The sequence below is a fragment of the Amycolatopsis heterodermiae genome (genome assembly GCF_034929455.1).
GTDB classification, from domain to species: Bacteria; Actinomycetota; Actinomycetes; order Mycobacteriales; family Pseudonocardiaceae; genus Amycolatopsis; species Amycolatopsis heterodermiae.
This window is the reverse complement of record NZ_JAYFSI010000001.1, coordinates 161,256-178,674: the sequence shown is the minus strand read 5'-3', so window position 1 is coordinate 178,674 and position 17,419 is coordinate 161,256. Positions and strand designations below refer to the sequence as shown.

At 71.3% G+C, this 17,419-nt stretch carries 16 protein-coding genes; 11 read left to right on the top strand and 5 right to left on the bottom strand.

Annotated elements, in window-relative coordinates:
* The first annotated feature begins 253 nt into the window (after positions 1–253).
* Positions 254–3,388, top strand: coding sequence for a TIM-barrel domain-containing protein (locus VA596_RS00835; RefSeq protein ID WP_323322543.1), 3,135 nt, complete (start codon positions 254–256; stop codon positions 3,386–3,388).
* 988 nt (positions 3,389–4,376) lie between these two features.
* Here VA596_RS00835 and VA596_RS00830 read toward each other — a convergent pair.
* Positions 4,377–4,844 (bottom strand): GNAT family N-acetyltransferase, encoded by a 468-nt coding sequence (locus VA596_RS00830; RefSeq protein WP_323322541.1) that lies wholly within the window; start codon positions 4,842–4,844, stop codon positions 4,377–4,379.
* A 70-nt stretch (positions 4,845–4,914) separates the two neighbouring features.
* Between VA596_RS00830 and VA596_RS00825 the strand changes: the two genes are divergently transcribed.
* On the top strand, positions 4,915–5,505 hold the full coding sequence (locus tag VA596_RS00825) for a TetR/AcrR family transcriptional regulator (protein WP_323322539.1): 591 nt from the start codon (positions 4,915–4,917) through the stop codon (positions 5,503–5,505).
* 493 nt (positions 5,506–5,998) lie between these two features.
* On the opposite strand, the gene VA596_RS00820 is transcribed toward VA596_RS00825, so the two are convergent.
* Positions 5,999–6,964 (bottom strand): helix-turn-helix domain-containing protein, encoded by a 966-nt coding sequence (locus VA596_RS00820; protein ID WP_323322537.1) that lies wholly within the window; start codon positions 6,962–6,964, stop codon positions 5,999–6,001.
* A 51-nt stretch (positions 6,965–7,015) separates the two neighbouring features.
* Here VA596_RS00820 and VA596_RS00815 point away from each other — a divergent pair, with 51 nt between their 5' ends.
* Positions 7,016–7,399 carry a cupin domain-containing protein gene (locus VA596_RS00815; protein ID WP_323322535.1) on the top strand — a complete coding sequence of 128 codons (384 nt, stop codon included), beginning with the start codon at positions 7,016–7,018 and terminating at the stop codon, positions 7,397–7,399.
* On the opposite strand, the gene VA596_RS00810 is transcribed toward VA596_RS00815, so the two are convergent.
* Entirely contained in the window at positions 7,392–8,282 is an 891-nt protein-coding gene (locus VA596_RS00810) for a LysR family transcriptional regulator (protein ID WP_323322533.1), read from the bottom strand. The two genes, VA596_RS00815 and VA596_RS00810, sit on opposite strands and share 8 nt — an antisense overlap.
* 132 nt (positions 8,283–8,414) lie before the next feature.
* Here VA596_RS00810 and VA596_RS00805 point away from each other — a divergent pair, with 132 nt between their 5' ends.
* From VA596_RS00805 to VA596_RS00770, 8 genes are all read left to right on the top strand, one after another.
* Entirely contained in the window at positions 8,415–9,836 is a 1,422-nt protein-coding gene (locus tag VA596_RS00805; protein ID WP_323325580.1) for an MFS transporter, read from the top strand.
* 12 nt (positions 9,837–9,848) lie between these two features.
* Complete coding sequence (locus VA596_RS00800) at positions 9,849–10,736, top strand: SDR family oxidoreductase (protein WP_323322531.1); 888 nt, start codon at positions 9,849–9,851, stop codon at positions 10,734–10,736.
* A gap of 11 nt (positions 10,737–10,747) precedes the next feature.
* Positions 10,748–11,740, top strand: coding sequence for a YncE family protein (locus VA596_RS00795; protein ID WP_323322529.1), 993 nt, complete (start codon positions 10,748–10,750; stop codon positions 11,738–11,740).
* Between the two features lie 39 nt (positions 11,741–11,779).
* Entirely contained in the window at positions 11,780–12,283 is a 504-nt protein-coding gene (locus VA596_RS00790; RefSeq protein WP_323322527.1) for a winged helix-turn-helix transcriptional regulator, read from the top strand.
* Positions 12,284–12,352: 69 nt separating this feature from the next.
* Positions 12,353–12,844, top strand: coding sequence for an SRPBCC family protein (locus tag VA596_RS00785; protein ID WP_323322525.1), 492 nt, complete (start codon positions 12,353–12,355; stop codon positions 12,842–12,844).
* Positions 12,841–13,878, top strand: a complete 1,038-nt coding sequence (locus tag VA596_RS00780) for an LLM class flavin-dependent oxidoreductase (RefSeq protein WP_323322523.1) — start codon at positions 12,841–12,843, stop codon at positions 13,876–13,878. Before VA596_RS00785 ends, VA596_RS00780 begins: the two co-directional genes overlap by 4 nt.
* Positions 13,879–13,895: 17 nt before the next feature.
* Positions 13,896–14,432: a dihydrofolate reductase family protein gene (locus VA596_RS00775; RefSeq protein ID WP_323322521.1), complete on the top strand. Its 537-nt coding sequence runs from the start codon at positions 13,896–13,898 to the stop codon at positions 14,430–14,432.
* Positions 14,429–15,535 carry an epoxide hydrolase family protein gene (locus VA596_RS00770; protein ID WP_323322519.1) on the top strand — a complete coding sequence of 369 codons (1,107 nt, stop codon included), beginning with the start codon at positions 14,429–14,431 and terminating at the stop codon, positions 15,533–15,535. Before VA596_RS00775 ends, VA596_RS00770 begins: the two co-directional genes overlap by 4 nt.
* On the opposite strand, the gene VA596_RS00765 is transcribed toward VA596_RS00770, so the two are convergent.
* Together VA596_RS00765 and VA596_RS00760 are read right to left on the bottom strand one after the other, a co-directional pair.
* The gene (locus tag VA596_RS00765) at positions 15,532–15,861 is read right to left on the bottom strand and encodes a hypothetical protein (RefSeq protein ID WP_323322518.1); all 330 of its coding nucleotides are present in this window, start codon (positions 15,859–15,861) and stop codon (positions 15,532–15,534) included. The two genes, VA596_RS00770 and VA596_RS00765, sit on opposite strands and share 4 nt — an antisense overlap.
* Positions 15,858–17,381 (bottom strand): AMP-binding protein, encoded by a 1,524-nt coding sequence (locus VA596_RS00760; protein ID WP_323322516.1) that lies wholly within the window; start codon positions 17,379–17,381, stop codon positions 15,858–15,860. Before VA596_RS00760 ends, VA596_RS00765 begins: the two co-directional genes overlap by 4 nt.
* Positions 17,382–17,419: the final 38 nt, after the last annotated feature.

Sequence of the window (17,419 nt, the reverse complement as noted above, 5' to 3'; positions counted from 1 at the left end):
CATCGGGAAACGCGCATCGGAACCTGAAGTGTGCCAACGGGAAACTACGCGCGTATTCGTCCTGAATGGACAGAGAGATGCGATCTGCAACTTGCAGATAGGGTGAGCGCTAAGACGCCGTTCAAGCACTCTTCGTAACCGCACCAACGGAAGTCGGGAGTCGGGCGCCGGAACCGGTTCGGCGGGTGACTTTGCGCGAAACGTGCGCTATACAGAGGCCAACATGCGTATTGATGCGCGAAAGGTGTCAGTAATGAACAGAGTTGCGCAGTCGCTCTGGTGTCTGGCGACGGTCGCCGTTCTCGGGCTCTCGCCCGCCACGGCGTACGCCGACCCGCCCGCGGCGCCCTCCGGGCAGCTCGGCGACCTGACCGGGATTTCCGCCGACGGAACCACCGTGACGCTGGCGTCGGGGAGCGCGGCGGTGCGCGTGAGCTTCCCGGCCGACGGCGCCGTCCGGGTCTGGCTCGCCCCCGACGGGTCCTTCACCGACCCGGCCGGCAGTAAGATCGTGCTTCCGAAGAGCACGCCCCCGGCCACGCCGAAGCGCGTCGACAAGGGCGCCTACTGGGCCATCTCCACGCCGAAAGCGACATTGCGGGCATACAAGCACCCGCTGAAGTTCGCTCTCTACGACGGCGCGGACCGCAAGCAGCTCTGGGCGGAGTCCGCGCCGCTGTCCTGGACCGGCTCGACGACCACGCAGAGCCTGACCCGGACCGGGGCGGAGCAGTTCGTCGGCGGTGGTGAGCAGAACGGCCGCTACAGCCACCGCGACCAGACGATCAAGATCTTCGCCGACGACAACTGGAACGACGGCGGCGCGCCCAACTCGCAGCCGTTCTACGCCTCGACCGCCGGTTACGGCGTCCTGCGCAACACTTTCGCGCCGGGCAGCTACTCGTTCACCGACCCGGTCGAGACCACCCACGACGAGCGCCGGTTCGACGCCACCTACGTCGTCGGGAACACCCTCAAGGACGTCATCGGGGGCTACACCGACCTGGTCGGCAAGCCGTTCCTGCCGCCGATCTACGGCCTGGAAACGGGCGATTCGGACTGCTACCTCCACAACGCCAACCGCGGCGAACGGCACACGCTCGACGCCGTGAAGGTCGCCGACGGCTACGCCGCGAACGACATGCCGAACGGCTGGATGCTGGTCAACGACGGTTACGGCTGCGGGTACGAGAACCTGCCGCAGACCGGCGAGGGCCTCCGCAAGGACAACATGCAACTCGGGCTGTGGACCGAGAACGGCGTCCCCAACCAGGCCGAAGAGGTCAAGGCCGGGGTGCGGGTGCGCAAGCTGGACGTCGCCTGGGTCGGCCCGGGGTACCAGTTCGCGCTCGACGCCTGCGACACCGCCCACAAGGGCATCGAGGACAACAGTGACGCCCGCGGTTTCGTCTGGCAGCCGGTGAGCTGGGCCGGCGCCCAGCGCTGCGGCGTGCTGTGGAGCGGCGACCAGTCCGGCTCGTACGACTACATCAAGTGGCAGATCCCGACGTACGCGGGCGCGACGACGTCCGGCATCGCGTACAACACCGGCGACATCGACGGCATCTTCGGCGGCAGCCCGCAGACCTACGTCCGCGACCTGCAGTGGAAGGCCTTCCTGCCGACGGCGATGACGATGGACGGCTGGGCGTCGTCGGACAAGCAGCCGTGGCAGCAGGGTGAGCCGTACACCTCCATCAACCGCAAGTACCTCATGCTCAAGGAACGGCTGCTGCCCTACACCTACAGCTACTCGGCGCAGGCGCACCAGACCGGCGTCGGCCAGGTGCGGCCGCTCGCGCTCGAGTACCCGGACGACCCCAACGTCTGGACGGACAAGGCGAAGTACGAGTTCCTGTCCGGCACCGACTTCCTCGTCGCGCCGGTGTACGAGAAGTCCAACGTGCGCAACGGCATCTACCTGCCCCAGGGCGCCTGGGTCGACTACTGGAGCGGAAAGACCTACACCGGACCGGCCACTGTGGACGGCTACGACGCGCCGCTCGACACGCTCCCGCTGTTCGTCCGGGCCGGCGCCGTGGTGCCGATGTGGGCCGACGGCACGAAGTCGTGGCAGACGCGGGACAAGTCCCTTCTGGACCTGGACGTCTATCCGCAGGCGAAGGGCAGTTTCACGCTCACCGAGGACGACGGCGTCACCCGTGGTTACCAGCGCGGGGAACAGGCGAAGCAGACGTTCACCGTGGACGCGCCGAAGTCCGGGCCGGGCACGGTGACCGTCGGGATCGGCGCGAGCGCCGGGACGTACCCGGGCAAGCCCGCGGCGCGGAGCTACCAGCTGTCCGTCCACACGGGAACGAAACCGGCGCTCGTCCAGGCGGGCGCCGGGATCCTGCGGCAGTACGGCAGCAAGGCCGAGCTGGACAAGGCGGCTTCGGGCTGGTGGTACGACCCGGCCGCGCACGGTGTCGTGCGCGTGAAGACCGGGCCGGTCGGGGCCGGTGACCGCCAGGACGTCCGGCTCTTCGGGGCCAGCGCCGTCGGCGGGTTCTTTCCCGAAGACGACAATGGCACGACGACCCTGACCATGCCGTCGCTGGCCGCGCCGGGGCAGGCCACCGCGGCGACGGTGAGCTTCACCAACGGCACCCCGCTGCCGGTCCGGGACGTCGTGTTGTCGGTGCAGGGCAACGGGTTCCGGGCCGACGTCCCGGCGTTGCCGAAGGTCGTCCGGCCGGGCCAGACCGTGAAGGTGCCGGTGACGCTGACCCCCGACGCCGGGCTGAAACCGGCGGACTACCAGGTCACCGCGTCCACGTCCTACCGCGCGCGGCTGGACACGCACCAGGCCGTGGACTCGTCGACCGTCACGGTGCCGTACGCGTCGCTGGCGGCGGCCGCGTCGAACATCGGTGTCACCGACGCGGGCCATGTGACGGCCGGTGATCTCGACGGTGGCGGCAGCAGCTTCCGGGCCGAGGGCCTCGCCGAGGCCGGTCTCAAGCCGGGAGCGGCGTTCTCGGCCCTGGGCGCGTCCCTGACCTGGCCGGACGCCGTGGGCGCGAAGGCGGACAACGTCGTCGCGGCCGGTCAGACCGTGGCCGTGAAGGGAGCGGGCTCGAGGCTGGTGCTGGCCGGCACGGGCACCGGGACCGCGAAGGGCACGGTCGTCGTCCAGTACGCCGACGGCAGCACCAGCCAGGCCGATCTCGGGTTCCCGAACTGGTGCTGCGCCGACCCCGCCCAGTACGGCGCGACGACCGTCGCGACCGTACTGGGCAAGAACACGCACACGGGCGCGGCCTACCCGACCACGCCGTACCGGGTGTTCGCGAACTCCGTCCCGCTGACCGCGGGCAAGGAGGTCGTGGCGGTGACATTGCCGTCCAACTCGGCGTTGCACGTGTTCGCCGCGAGCGTCGCCTGAAGCAGGTTCGGCGAACCGCCGAAGTAGGCGCCGTCCGTGACGAACAGCGTGTCGTCACGGACGGCGACCGCGGTCGGGTTGGCCAGTCCATCCTCAGTGGACAGAATGGTCTTGACGCCGTCGCGGCCGATCGTCACGACCCGGTTCTCTTGGTTGATGGCCGCGACGACGGTGCCGCCGTGGAAGGCGAAGTCGTCGACCGGGCCGAGACCCGACGTCACGACCCGGCCGGGGCCGCCGTGCAGGGGGAAGCGGACCAGGGTGCCGCGGTCCAGATTGGACACCCAGAGAGCGCCGCCGTGGACCTTGACGCCGTTGGCGCCGAAGCCGCTCACCGGGGCGAGCAGGTCGCCGGTGGCCCAGGCGGTGACGTGACCCCGGGAGACCCGCCAGACCGTGGCGTTGAACGAGTCGGCCACGAAGATGTCGCCCGTGGCCGGGTCGCGCGCGACGCCGTTCTGGAAGCCGGACGGCGGCAGTTTTGCTACCTGCACTGGTGGCATCCCGGCCCTGACCCGGTAGAGGCCGGTGGCCGCGGTGCCGGTCGAGACGGCGACGTACAGGTCGCCACCGGGTGCGCGGACGATGCCGCCGAGGAACAGTCTCTTGTGGACGACCGGGACGTCGCCGTCGTCGGGGATCGGGATCCGTCCGATGGTGGTAACCTGGCCGTCGCGGGAGACCCGGCCGATCTCGCCGGTGTAGGCGAAGGTCAGGTCGGCGGAGCCGTCGGGCTCCAGGGTGATGTTCTCGGGCTGCTGGTCGAGGGGCACGATCCTGGGTGCCGCGTCGGCCGGGGTGGCCGACAGGGTGAAGACGGCGGCCGCGGCCAGCGCGACGCCGATGTGCTTGATGCGCAAGGGAAAACTCCGTCTGGTTCGGGAGCGGCGGCCCGACCCTGGGCTCGCCGTGCCTTCGACGGTAGGCCCGGTGCGTGCTCGCGGGCCAATAGCTCAGCCTTGCGGGGCCATCGGAAAACCGATGGCGCTCAAAGATCTCGGGCGAAGCAGCGCGAAATCGATTCGCCGCGGTACGGCCCGTAGGCCTCGATCGGCTCGTAGCCTTCGCGCTGGTAGAACCGCATCGCGTCCGGCTGCCCGGTGCCGGTTTCCAGCAGCAGCCGCGGAATCCCGAGTTCCCGCGCGTGGTCTTCGAGCGCGCGCAGCAGGGCGGTCGCGACGCCGGTGCCGCGCGCGGACGGGTCGACGTACATCCGCTTGATCTCGGCGGAGCCCGGACCGAGCGGCCGGAGCCCGCCGCAGCCGACGGCGGTGCCGTCACCGTCGCGCGCGACGAGGAACACGGCCATGGTCTCGGCGGTCGGGAGTGCGCCGGGCTCGTGGTCGTCGGTGCCGTAGCGGGCGTCGAGCTCGACGCGCTGGGCCTCGCGCAGCCGGACCGCGTCGGGATCGTCCCAGCTCACGGCGCTGATGGTGCTGGTGCCGAGGTCGGTCATCGGGTGCACCTCCTTTTCGTAACAAGCGTTACCGTAGCACCTGTTACGCTACCGGGAAAGGAGGTTCCGGGTGCCGAGACAGCGTGACGTGGGGGCGCAGCGGGAGCTGCTGTCGAACGCGGTGTGGCAGGTGCTGGCCGAGGCGGGCCTGCCGGGCCTGACGCTGCGCGCGGTCGCCGAGCGCGCGGGTTGCACGACGGGCCTGGTGCTGCACGCGTTCCCGACGAAGAAGGCCCTGCTGCTGCACGCGCGCGACCTGCTGTACGAGCGCACGGCGATCCGCGCGGACGCGGCGGAAGCAGCGGCGGCGTCGCCGTCCGACGCACTGACGGCGGTGCTCGGCTGCGCGGCGGACCTCACCCAGGGCCACCAGGAGGAGTCCCGCGTCTGGGTGGGTTTCCTGGCCGCAGCCCTGGCCGACGACGACCTGGCCGAGCGCCACCGAGCAGCGAACCACTCGTTCCTGGCCCGGGTCCGGCGCCTGATCGCGGCCTGCCGTCCGGAGTGGACGGACGACCGGCTCGACCTGACCACAAAGACCCTGGTGGCGCTGGTGGAGGGCCTCAACGTCCTGGCGGCAGCGGACCCACAGGCCTACCCGGCGCGACTGCAGGAGAACGCGCTGGCCAAGGCCCTCCACGACATCGTGAGTGAGGGTTAGAGCGGACCTGGCCTGCCGCGGCTTGTCGTGAGTGTTTAGGAGGGTTAGAACCCCTCTAAACACTCACGACCGGTACCGGCGTGGCGCGTGTGACTTCTGGTGCGGTGGGGTGGCCTGCAGTGTTCCGGTAGTTGCCGCCCACGAGAGCCGAGCCGACGCAGCGGTGACCGGCGCTCGGGCTGCGCAGGTCGGCTGCCGCGCCGGAACCCGAACCCCTTACGTCGCTTGGCCGGAGCGGTGGCGGTGAGTGTTCGGGCTGGGGGCTTGTGTGGTGGCGCGGGTCGGCTGCTGCGCCGGAACCTGAACCCGTTACGCCGCTTGGCCGGAGCGGTGGCGGTGAGTGCTGGGGCTGGGGGTTTGTGGTGGCGCGGGTCGGCTGCTGCGCCGCGACCCGAACCCGTTACGCCGCCTAGCCCGAGCGGCGGCGGTGAGCGCTTGGGTTGGGGGCCTGTGTGTTGGCGCGGGTCGGCTGCTGCGCCGGAACCCGAATCCGTTAGGCCGCTGGGCCGAAGCGGCGGCGGTAGGCGCTGGGGCTCAGGCCCGTGTGCCGCCTCAGCTGTAGCCGCAGGTTTGCCGCCGTGCCGAAGCCGCTTGCCTCCGCTACTCGATCCAATCTCAGCTCGCCGCGCTCGATCAGGCGGCAGGCCAATGTCACCCGCTCCGTGGTCAGCCACGCCAGCGGCGTTGTTCCCAGCTCTGCGCGGAACCGGCGGTGCAGCGTTGCCGGGCTGGTTGCCGCTTGGGTCGCCAGGTCGGCCACCGTCAAGGGGCGGTCCAAGCGGGCGAGGGCCCAGGTCAGCAGTGGGGCCAGCGACGTGTCCGGCACCTCCGGTACCGGCCGGGTGATGAACTGCCGCTGGCCGCCGTCGCGGTGGCCCGTGAACACCAGGCGGCGGCTGACCGCGTTGACGACCTCCGCGCCGTGGTCGCGGTGGATCAGGTGCAGTCCGAGGTCGAGCGCCGCCGCGCTGCCCGCCGCCGTCAGGACACCACCGTCCTCGACGAACAGGACGTCCGGTTCCAGGGCCACGGCCGGGAACCGGGAGACGAAGTCGTCGGCCCAGCGCCAGTGCGTGGTCGCGCGGCGGCCGTCGAGCACGCCGGCGAAGGCGAGCGTGAACGCGCCCGTGCAGAAGCTCACCAGCCGCGCGCCGCGGTCCGCCGCCCGCCGGACCGCCGCCAGGACCTCGGGCGACGGCTCGCGAAGCGGGTCCGGGCGGTTGGGCACGATCAGCGTGTCCGCGGTCTCGGCGACGTCGAGGCCGCCGACGCCCGACAGCGTGAACATCCCCAGGTGCATGGCGACTTCCGGGACGGGCGTGCAGAGCGCGAAGTCGTACCAGGGCCGCTCCAGCTCGGGGCGCCGCAGCCCGAACAGCTCCGTCGCGACGCCCAGCTCGAACGGGTTCGAGCCGTCGTCGACCAGGACGACGACCCGGTGAGAGAATTCTTGCGGCATGTGCGATTCCTAGCACTCGTCCGCGCGGAACGGCAAGCGCAGGATCGGCGCATGAACCCGATCGACCTGACCGAAGTCCTGGCGAGCTTCGACGCCGCCTGGAGCCCGCGGATCGTCACCCGCGTCAACGACTACGACATCCGCCTCGCGCGGTTCGCCGGCGAGCACGTCTGGCACGTCCACGAGGACACCGACGAGTTCTTCCTCGTGCTCGACGGCGAGATCGAGATCGGCCTGCGCGACCCGGCGGAACGCGTGGTGACGCTCAAGACCGGCCAGGTCTTCGTCGTCCCGAAGGGCACGTTCCACAAGCCGTCGTCGAAGGCCGGCGCGAGCGTGCTCCTCGTCGAACCGGCCGGCACGCTCTCGGTCGGCGACGCGCACGACGAGGTCCCGGACCACATCGACGTCACGACGGGACACCTGATCAGCTGAACGCGGCCCGCAGCGTCTCCCGCAGCCAGCGCTGCGCCGGGTCGGCGTCGAGGCGCGCGTGCCAGCGCAGGACGACCTCGACCGACGGCAGCGGCGCGGGGATCGGGAACCAGCGCAGGCCGAGGGCCTCGCCGTACTGCTCGGCGAGCCGCTGCGGGACGAGCCCGACGTACTCGCTCGACGACACCAGCAGCGCGGCGACCGCGGACGTGGGCACGACCGCGGCGACGTGCCGCTGCAGGCCTTCGGCGTCGAGGACGTCGTCGAGCGGCCCGCGGGCGAGGCCCCGGCGGGACGCCGAGACGTGCGGGTGCCGGCACAGCTGCGCGAGCGTCGGCCGCCGTCCCAGCGAACTGCCGGAACGGACGATGCCCACCACCCGTTCGAGGTAGAGCCCGGCGGTCCGGATGTCCGGCGCCGGGGCGTCGCCCGCGCCGATGTCCAGGTCGATCGAGCCGTCGCGGAGCGCTTCCGAACTCTCGGTGCCTTCCGCGACGAACCGCAGGACGACGCCCGGGGCGACCGCGGCCGTGGCGGCCACCGCCGCGGTCACCAGGGTCGCCGCGACGCCGTCGTTGATCCGGATCGTGAAGGTGCGTTCCAGCTCGGCGACGTGCAGTTCGCGGCCGGCGCCGGCCAGCGCGGCCGCTTCGTCGAGCAGGGACCGCACCCGCGGCGCGGTCCGCAGCGCGAACGGCGTCGGCGCCATCCCGCGGCCCGCGCGCACCAGGATCGGGTCGTCCATCGCCCGCCGCAGCCGCCCCAGCGCCCGGCTCGTCGCCGGGATCGACAGGTGCAGCCGCTCGGCCGCGGCCGTCACGCTGTTGTCCTGCAGCAGCGCGTCGAACACGCGCAGCAGGTTCAGGTCGAGTAGCTCAGCCACAGTTGCATCGTACGCAAAGAGTCATTGTCAATCTTGCGTGGCACGACTGGTCTCGGTCTCCCTACCGTCAGTCGTATGACAACGACCTCGACCCGCGGCCCGGCCGTAGCGCACCGCGGCCTCCTCACCGTCATGTGCGCCTGCGTCGTCCTCGTCGTCGGGATGGTCGCCGCGATCAACCTCGCCGTCCCGATGCTCGCCGCGAGCGCGCTGCACCCGTCCGCGTCGGCGCTGGTCTGGATCGTCGACACCTACGTGATCTTCTTCGCCTGCCTGGTGATCCCCGGCGGCGCCGCGGGCGATCGCTTCGGCCGCAAGGGGGTTCTGCTGGCCGGCCTGGGGCTGTTCGCGGTGGGCGCACTCGTGTCGGCGGTCGCGCCGGACGTCGTCGTCCTGCTCGCCGGCCGGGCGCTCACCGGGGTCGGTGCCGCCGCCGTGCTGCCGAACACGCTCGCCGTGCTGCTGCACGCCGTCCCGGCCGAACGCCGGGGTCCGACCATCGCGACCTGGGCGTCGATGACCGGCATCGGCGGGGTCATCGGCAACGTCGGCGGCGGTGCCGTTCTGACGGCCGGGTCGTGGCGGTGGCTGTTCGTCGCCGCCGTGCCGGTTTCGCTGGGCCTCGCCGCGCTGGTGGCACGCGTCGCGCCGGTGTCGTCACGCCACGACCGCCGGCTCGACCCGCTCGCCGCGGCACTGCTCGTCGGCGCGTGCGTCGCCCTGCTCGTCGGGATCGTCCAAGGCCCGGAGGCGGGCTGGGGCAGCCCGCTCGTGATCGGCGGTTTCGCTTGCGCCGCCGCGCTTTTCACGGCCTGGGTGCTCGTCGAGCTGCGCTCCGAACACCCGCTGCTCGACCCGCGCCTGTTCCGCATCGCGGGCCTGCGCAGTGCCTGCCTCGGCATGACGGCGATCTTCTTCGGGATGTTCGCGCTGTTCTACGTCAACGCGTCGTTCCTGCAGTACGCCAAGGGGTTCAGCGTGCTGGGGACCGGGCTCGGGATCCTCCCGCTGACCGTCCCGATCATCGTCGGCGGCCGGCACGTCGGCCTCCTGACCCGCCGCGTGGGCCTCGACACGACGATCGCCCTCGCGTTCGCCTTCGTCGGCGGCGGGCTGCTCGGCCTGTCGACGACCGATGCGCAGACGCCGTACGCCGGGTACGCGGCGTGGCTCGTGGTGACCGGCATCGGCGTGACGCTCTCGCTGCCGACGTTGTCCGGTGTCATCGCGGGTTCGCTGCCCCCGGCCCAGGCCGGCGTCGGCACCGGCCTGCAGTCCACCACCCGCGAGTTCGGCAGCGCGCTCGGCGTCGCCGTCATCGGCACGGTGTTCACCGGCCGGTTCGCCGACGCGCTGCCACCGGACGTCCCCGCACACACCGTGGCCCAGGCCCTGGCCATCGCACCCGGCCGCGCGCACGACGTCGTCACGGCGTTCGTTTCGGCCACCAGTCTCGGACTGCGGGTGATCGGCGTGACCGTGCTCGTCCTCGGCGGTCTCGTCGTCCTGGAGTCCCTGTTCGCCCGCGGCCGCAAGCCGCGGACCACCAAGTAAAGGAGCACCACCATGCACGTGTTCGTCACCGGAGCCACCGGGTGGATCGGCTCGGCCGTCGTCGACCAGCTGCTCGACGCCGGGCACGAGGTCACCGGGCTCGCCCGCTCGGACGCCTCCGCCGAAACCCTCGAGAAGAAGGGCGCCGGAGTGCGGCGCGGCGACCTCGACGACCTGGCCGGCATCCGCGCCGGAGCCGATAGCGCCGACGCCGTCGTCCACCTCGCCAACAAGCACGACTTCGCCCACCCGGAGGTGAGCAACCGCGCCGAACGGGACGCGGTGCAGGCCATCGGCGAAACCCTCGTGGGCTCGCGACGGCCGTTCGCCGTCGCGGCCGGGCTCGCGTTCCTCGCCCCCGGCCGGGTGGCCACCGAACAGGACCGCTCCCCGTTCCACGGCCTCGACTCCCTGCGCGGCGGCAGCGAAAACCTCGCGCTGGAGTTCGCGGACCGCGGTGTCGGCACGGTCGTCGTGCGGTTCGCGCCGACCGTGCACGGCGAGGGGGACCACGGCTTCCTGCCCGGTCTGGTCGCGACCGCCCGCACCCAGGGCCTCGCGGGGTACGTCGGCGACGGCGCCAACCGGTGGGCCGCGATCCACCGGTCCGACGCCGGCGCCGTCGTGCGGCTCGCGCTGGAGAAGCAGCTCCCGGCGGGGACCGTCCTGCACGCCACCGCCGAAACCGGCATCCCGATGCGCGAAATCGCCGAAGCCATCGGCCGTGGGCTGGATGTGCCCGCGGCCTCCGTGCCGGAAGATCAGGCCGGTACGCACTTCGGCTGGCTGAGCAAGTTCGCCGGGGCCGACATGGCCGCCGCGAGCGACACCACCCGTTCGCTGCTCGGCTGGACGCCCAGCGGCCCGACCCTCGCCGAGGACCTCGGCAGCTACCTCTGAAGGGAGATCCCGTGACCGACTACCCGCGTCCCGGCGACCGGCTGGCGGTGGTCGACCAGAGCGGCTCCACCGTCACCCTGCTCGACGCCGTCGACCACCGCGTCCAGGCGGTGCTGGCGGTGCCCGCCGAGCCGCACGAGCTGTGCTTCGATCCCGGGCACCGGCTGGTGTACTGCACCAGCGCGTACCACCACGGCCACTACGACGAGAACGACGGCCGCAACCACGTGGTCACCGTGATCGACCCGGACGCCGGGGAGATCGTCGAGGTGCTCGACATCTCGCCGGAGCACGGCCCGCACGGGCTGGCCCTGCACGACGGCCTGCTGTACATCAGCGTCGAAGCCGGTCCGGCGGGCCCGGGTGGCGTCGTCGTCCTGGACACCGCCACCCGGAAGGTGCTCCGCCGCGTCGACACCGAAGCGCCCGGGCCGCACTGGTTCGTCACGGACCCGGACGGCGTCCGCGGCTACGCGGCGAACAAGGAAGCGCCGTTCGTCTCCGTGGTCGACCTGGCGACCGGTGAGCTGGTCGCCAAGGCCGCCGTGCCTGGCAGTGAGGGGATCGCGGCCAGTCCGGACGGCTCGGTCGTGGCCGTCGCCGCGCCGAAGGCCGACGGCCGGTCGGCCGCGCAGCCCGGGGTGCGGCTGATCGACACGCGGACCGCCGAGGTCGTCCGGACCCTGCCGACCGAGTTCCCGGTGGTCCCGGTGCACTGGACGTCGACCGGCCTGCTGCTGGCGGGCGAACTGCTCGACGGCGCCGGCCGCCTCTCGGTGTGGGCGGGGACGTCGCCGGTCTCGGTGGAACGGGTGGGGCAGGCGGACGTCGGCGCCTTCCCCCTCACGATCCGGTCGTCGCCCGACGGCACCCGGGTGTACGTCGCGGCGGTGTTCGGCTCGACGGTGACCGTCCTCGACGTCGGCAACCCGGCGCGGCCCGCGGTCCTCGACACCCTTGAGATCCCGCACGCCCACGGCCTGGCCTACATCCCAGCGCCCTGACCTGCTGAGTCCTTCGTCGAAACGGCGTATCCTCGGCCCATGAAACGGACATCGTTCGCGCAGTGGCCGTGCTCGATCGCGCGCACCATGGATCTGCTGGGTGACTGGTGGACCCCGCTGGTGCTGCGTGACGCCTTCTACGGCGTCCGCCGCTTCGACGAGTTCCAGCAGGCGCTGGGCATCGCGCGCAACACCCTCGCCGACCGGCTCAAGCGGCTGGTCGACGAAGGGATGCTCGAGAAAGTGGCCTACCAGACCGAGCCGGTGCGCTACGACTACGTGCTCACCGAGAAGGGCCGCGACTTCTACCCGGTGCTGCTCGCGATGACCCGCTGGGGCGACCGGTGGCTCGCGGCCGAGGCCGGGCCGCCGATCACCGTGCACCACCTGGCCTGCGGGCACGACACGCACGCCGAAATCGTCTGCGCCGAATGCGCGCAGCCGATGACGCCGGACGACACCCGGATGCGCCGCGGCCCCGGTTTTCCGGCGCGGCTGGCGCAGCGCCCGGACGTCGAGGAGCGGTTCGCGCGGCAGGAGTGAGATTGACAGAGTAGGTCTGCCTACGCAACTATCGTGGTCAGAGGCTCACCGAGAGGAGTGGTGACCACGATGGAGTGGACAGGCGCGCGGTACGCGGACAAGCCGACGGCGGAGGTCTCGACCTGGATCGACGCCGCGCCGGAGGTCGTCTGGCCGGTCGTCTCCGACATCGGGCTGATGCCCTCCCTGAGTTCCGAGCTGCAGTCCGTCGAATGGCGCGAGGCCGGCCGGACGTTCGTGGGCCGGAGCAAGCACGACGCGTTCGGCGAGTGGGAGACGACGTCGTACGTCGTCGAGTGCGAGGAACCGCGCGTGTTCGCCTGGGCGGTGCAGGATCCGGCCGAGCCGAGCTCGGTCTGGCGGTTCACCCTCGAACCCGACAACGGCGGCACCCGGCTCTCGCAGTGGATGCAGATGGGCCCGGGCCGGTCCGGCCTGTCGTTCGCCATCGACCGGATGCCCGAGAAGGAACAGAAGATCGTCTTCGTGCGGCTGCGGGAGTTCGAAACCGCGATGACCGGCAACCTCGCCGCGATCAAGGACCGGATCGAAGGCTCGTGAAGACCGCGACGACCGTCGAGTTCTCGAAGGACACCCGCACGACGCTGGACTTCGTGCTGGAGGCGGAAAAGCTCGGCCTCGACGTCTGCTGGGTCGCCGAAGCGTGGGGCTCGGACGCGCCGTCCGCGCTCGGTTACCTCGCCGCGCGCACCGAGCGGATCCGGCTGGGCTCCGGCATCATCCAGCTCGGCACGCGCACGCCGGTCGCGATCGCGCAGGCCGCGCTGACGCTCGCCGACCTGTCCGGCGGCCGGTTCGCCCTCGGCCTCGGCCCGTCCGGGCCGCAGGTGATCGAGGGCCTGCACGGCGTGCCGTTCGCCAAGCCGCTGACGCGGATGCGCGAGACCGTCGAGATCATCCGCCGGGCGTTCGCGGGGGAGAAGATCTCCTTCTCCGGCAAGGCTTTCGAGATCCCGCTGCCCGGCGAAGCGCGTCCGATGCGGCTGTCGTCCGAGCCGAATCCGGACATTCCGATCTACTTGGCCACGCTCTCGCCGAAGCTCCTCGAGCTGACCGGCGAGGTCGCGGACGGCTGGCTCGGCACCAGCTTCGTCCCCGAAGGCGCCGACGCGTACTTCAGCCACCTCGACGCCGGACTTGCGAAGTCGGGCCGCACGCGGGCGGACATCGACGTCTGCCAGGGCGCCGAAGTCGCCTTCGCGTCGGACGAGGACGAGCTGCGCACGATGGTCGGCGGCCGCAAGAAGGAACTCGCCTTCAGCCTCGGCGGGATGGGCTCGGCCACGACGAACTTCTACAACAACGCCTACAGCCGCCAGGGCTGGGCGGACGTCGCCGCCGAGGTCCGCGAGCGCTGGCAGGCGGGCGACCGCGACGGCGCCACCGCGCTCGTCACCGACGAGATGGTGCTCGGCACCACGCTGATCGGCACCGAAGAGATGGTCCGCGCACGGCTGCGCGTCTGGCGCGACACCGGCATCGACACCGTCCGGCTGTACCCGGCCGGCGAAACGCTCGAAGCGCGTCTCACGACCCTCGGCCGGGCCCTGGAGTTGGTGAAGCACTTGCCCTGATGGTCCATAGTGGGTCCATGCGCAAGCTCGTGGCGAACTTGTTCATCTCCCTGGACGGCGTGGTCGAGGCGCCCGACAAGTGGTCTCTGCGGTACTGGAACGACGAAATCGGCCGTGCGGTGGGCGGCGGGATGGCGGCGGCCGACGCGATGCTGCTCGGGCGCGTCACCTACGAAGGCTTCGCGGAGTCCTGGCCGGGACAGGAGGACGAGGGCGCCGAGTTCATGAACAACGTCCGCAAGTACGTGCTGTCGTCGACGTTGTCCGACGTGAGCTGGAACAACTCGATCCTGCTGACCGGCGACCCGGTCGAAGCCGTCCGGGACCTGAAGGCCGGCCCCGGCGGCGACATCATGACCAGCGGCAGCACCGTCGCCGTGCGCTGGCTGCTGGCCGAAGGCCTGGTCGACGAGCTGAACCTGCTGCTGTACCCGATCGTCGTGGGCCGCGGGAAACGGCTGTTCCCCGAGGAGGGGCCGAACTTCCCGCTGGTGCTCAAGAAGTCGGCCACCTTCGGCAACGGCGTCGTCCAGCTGACCTACGTCCCGGCATGATCACGCCGTTCCGGATCGACGTCCCCGACGCCGACCTCGCCGACCTGCGCTCCCGCCTGCGCCGGACCCGCTGGCCCGAGGCCGAGCCGGTGGACGACTGGAGCCAGGGCACGCCGCTGGCCCTGGTGCGTGAGCTGTGCGAATACTGGGCGTCCGGCTACGACTGGCGTCGCGCGGAGGCCCGGTTGAACGGTTTTCCGCAGTACCGCACCGAAATCGACGGCCTGGGTATCCACTTCCTGCACGTGCGTTCGCCGCAGCCGGACGCACTGCCGCTGATCCTCACGCACGGCTGGCCCGGCTCGATCGTCGAGTTCGGCAAGGTGATCGAGCCGCTCTCGCGCGAGTTCCACCTGGTGATCCCCTCGCTGCCGGGGTACGGCTTCAGCGACAAGCCGTCTTCGCCGGGCTGGGGTATCGAGCGGATCGCGGCGGCGTGGGCGGTGCTGATGGCCCGCCTCGGCTACTCCCGCTACGGCGCGCAGGGCGGCGACTGGGGAACGTCGATCACGACGTCCCTGGCCCAGCAGGACGCGGCCCACCTGGCGGGCATCCACCTCACCCCGCCGATCGCCGCCCCCGACCCGGCGACGTTCGACGACCTGACCGTGGCCGAGCGCGCCGCGCTGGACGCGTTGAAGCACGCCCAGCGCTGGGAGGACGGCTATTCGGTCCAGCAGTCGACGCGCCCGCAGACCCTGGGCTACGGCCTCGCCGACTCCCCGGCGGGCCTGTGCGGCTGGCTGCTGGAGAAGTTCCACGCCTGGTCCGACGGCTTCCCGTTCACCCGCGACGAGCTGCTGGACAACATCACGCTGTACTGGCTGACGGGCACGGCGACGTCGTCGGCGCGGCTGTACTGGGAGAGCATCCGCCAGGTCCAGAAGTGGTTCGCCGAGGCGACCGACGACACGGTGGACGTCCCGGCGGGCTGTTCGATCTTCCCGAAGGAGATGCCCCGGCCGTCACGCCGCTGGGCGTCGCGGAGGTACACGGACATCCGGCACTGGAACGAGCTGGACCGGGGCGGCCACTTCGCGGCGTTCGAGCAACCGGAGCTGTTCGCGGACGAGGTGCGCACCTTCTTCCGCCTGGTCCGCTAGCGCCTGAAGCCCTTCGGGTCGGCCAGGTAGCGGTCCAGGTCCGGATCCTCGTGCAGCTCGGTGAACCCGTCCTCGACGTCCTCCCCGAGTTCACGGCACAGCCGGTCGAACGCCGCCCGGACGTCGGCGTTGAAACGACGGCACCGCGCCTCCCGCCACGGGCCGGGATCCGGCGGGTAGTCCCAGTTCATCGACTCGTCGTACTGCTCCACGAGGCTGTCCAGCTCCCCGCGCAGCTCGGCGCCGATCGGCAGCCGCTCCAGGTCCGCCGGGCCGACGTCGGCCCAGAGCACCGTGCCCGAGCCCGCGTCGAAGAAGAACCTCAATTCACCCCTCGCCCCTGGTCCTTCCAGAACGGCTCCCGCAGCTTGAACTTCTGGATCTTCCCGGTCGCCGTCCGCGGCAGCTCGTCCAGGAACTCCACGCGCTTCGGGCACTTGTAGCCCGCCAGGTACGAGCGGCAGTGCTTGATCAGCTCCTCGGACGTGACGGCCTCGGAGGTGACCACCAAAGCCGTGACCAGCTCGCCCCACTTCTCGTCCGGGATGCCGATCACCGCCGCCTCGCGGACCGCCGGGTGCGAGCTGAGCGCGTCCTCCACCTCGATCGACGACACGTTCTCGCCGCCCGAAATGATCACGTCCTTCTTGCGGTCCGCGATGGTCAGGTAGCCGTCCTCGAACGTGCCGCCGTCACCCGTGTGGAACCAGTTGCCTTCCTGCACCCGCGCGGTCTCGTCGGGGTTCTCCCAGTAGCCGTCGAGGTTGTGGTTCGACTGCGCGAGCACCTCGCCGTCGGTGTCGACGGAGATCCGGACGCCCAGCGCGGGCGTCCCGGCGCGGCCCAGCAGCTTCGCCTGCTCGTGCGGGTCCAGGTCGGCCCATTCGCTGCGCATCCGGTTGACCGTCAGCAGCGGCGCCGTCTCGGTGAGCCCGTAGATCTGGATGAACTCCCAGCCCAGCTCGGCCCGCACCCGCTCGATCGTCCGGGTCGGCGGTGGCGCGCCGGCCACGACGATCCGGACGCGGTCGCGGCCGGGGATCGCACCCTCCCAGGTGGCGGCGCCGTCCAGCGCCGCCGTGACCACCGCGGGCGCGGCGCACAGGATCGTGACGCCGTGTTCCTCGATGCGCCGCAGGATCTCGGTGCCGTCGACCTTCCGCAGCACGATGTGCCGCCCGCCGAGCCCGGTCACCGCGTACGGCATGCCCCAGCCGTTGCAGTGGAACATCGGCAGCGTGTGCAGCAGGACGTCGTTGTCGCTCAACGTCGTGTGCAGCCCGAAGACGGCCGCGTTGAGCCAGATGTTGCGCTGGGTCAGCTGCACGCCCTTGGGCCGCGCCGTCGTGCCCGAGGTGTAGTTGATCGTCGCGGTGGCCGACTCGTCACCCGCCCACGGCCGCGGCTCGCCGTCGCCGCCCCAGAGCGTCTCGTCGTCGCGGCCCAGCACGAAGACGTGCTTCGCGGTGACGGTGTCGAGCAGGGACTCCAGCTCGGGGTCGACGATCAGCACCTCCGCGCCGGAGTGCTCCACGATGTACTTCACCTCGGCCGGCGCGAGCCGGAAGTTCACCGGCACCAGCACCCGGCCCCAGCCGGAGACGCCGAAGAACGACACGAGCAGGCGGGCGGCGTTGTGCGACACCATCGCGACGCGCCCGCCGACCGGCACGCCCAGCTCGTCGAGGTGGGCCGCCTGCGCGCGGGCCCGACGCGCCACCTCGCGGTAGGTCAGCGATCCCCAGCTCGGCGCGGGCTGGTTCGGCTCGTCGACCACCGCGACGCGGTCCGGGTACACCGTTTCCGCGCGGTCGAGGAAGTCCCGGACACCCAGATCGAAGAACACGCGCCTTCCCTTCGTCGCCCCTGACCCGATGATGACTG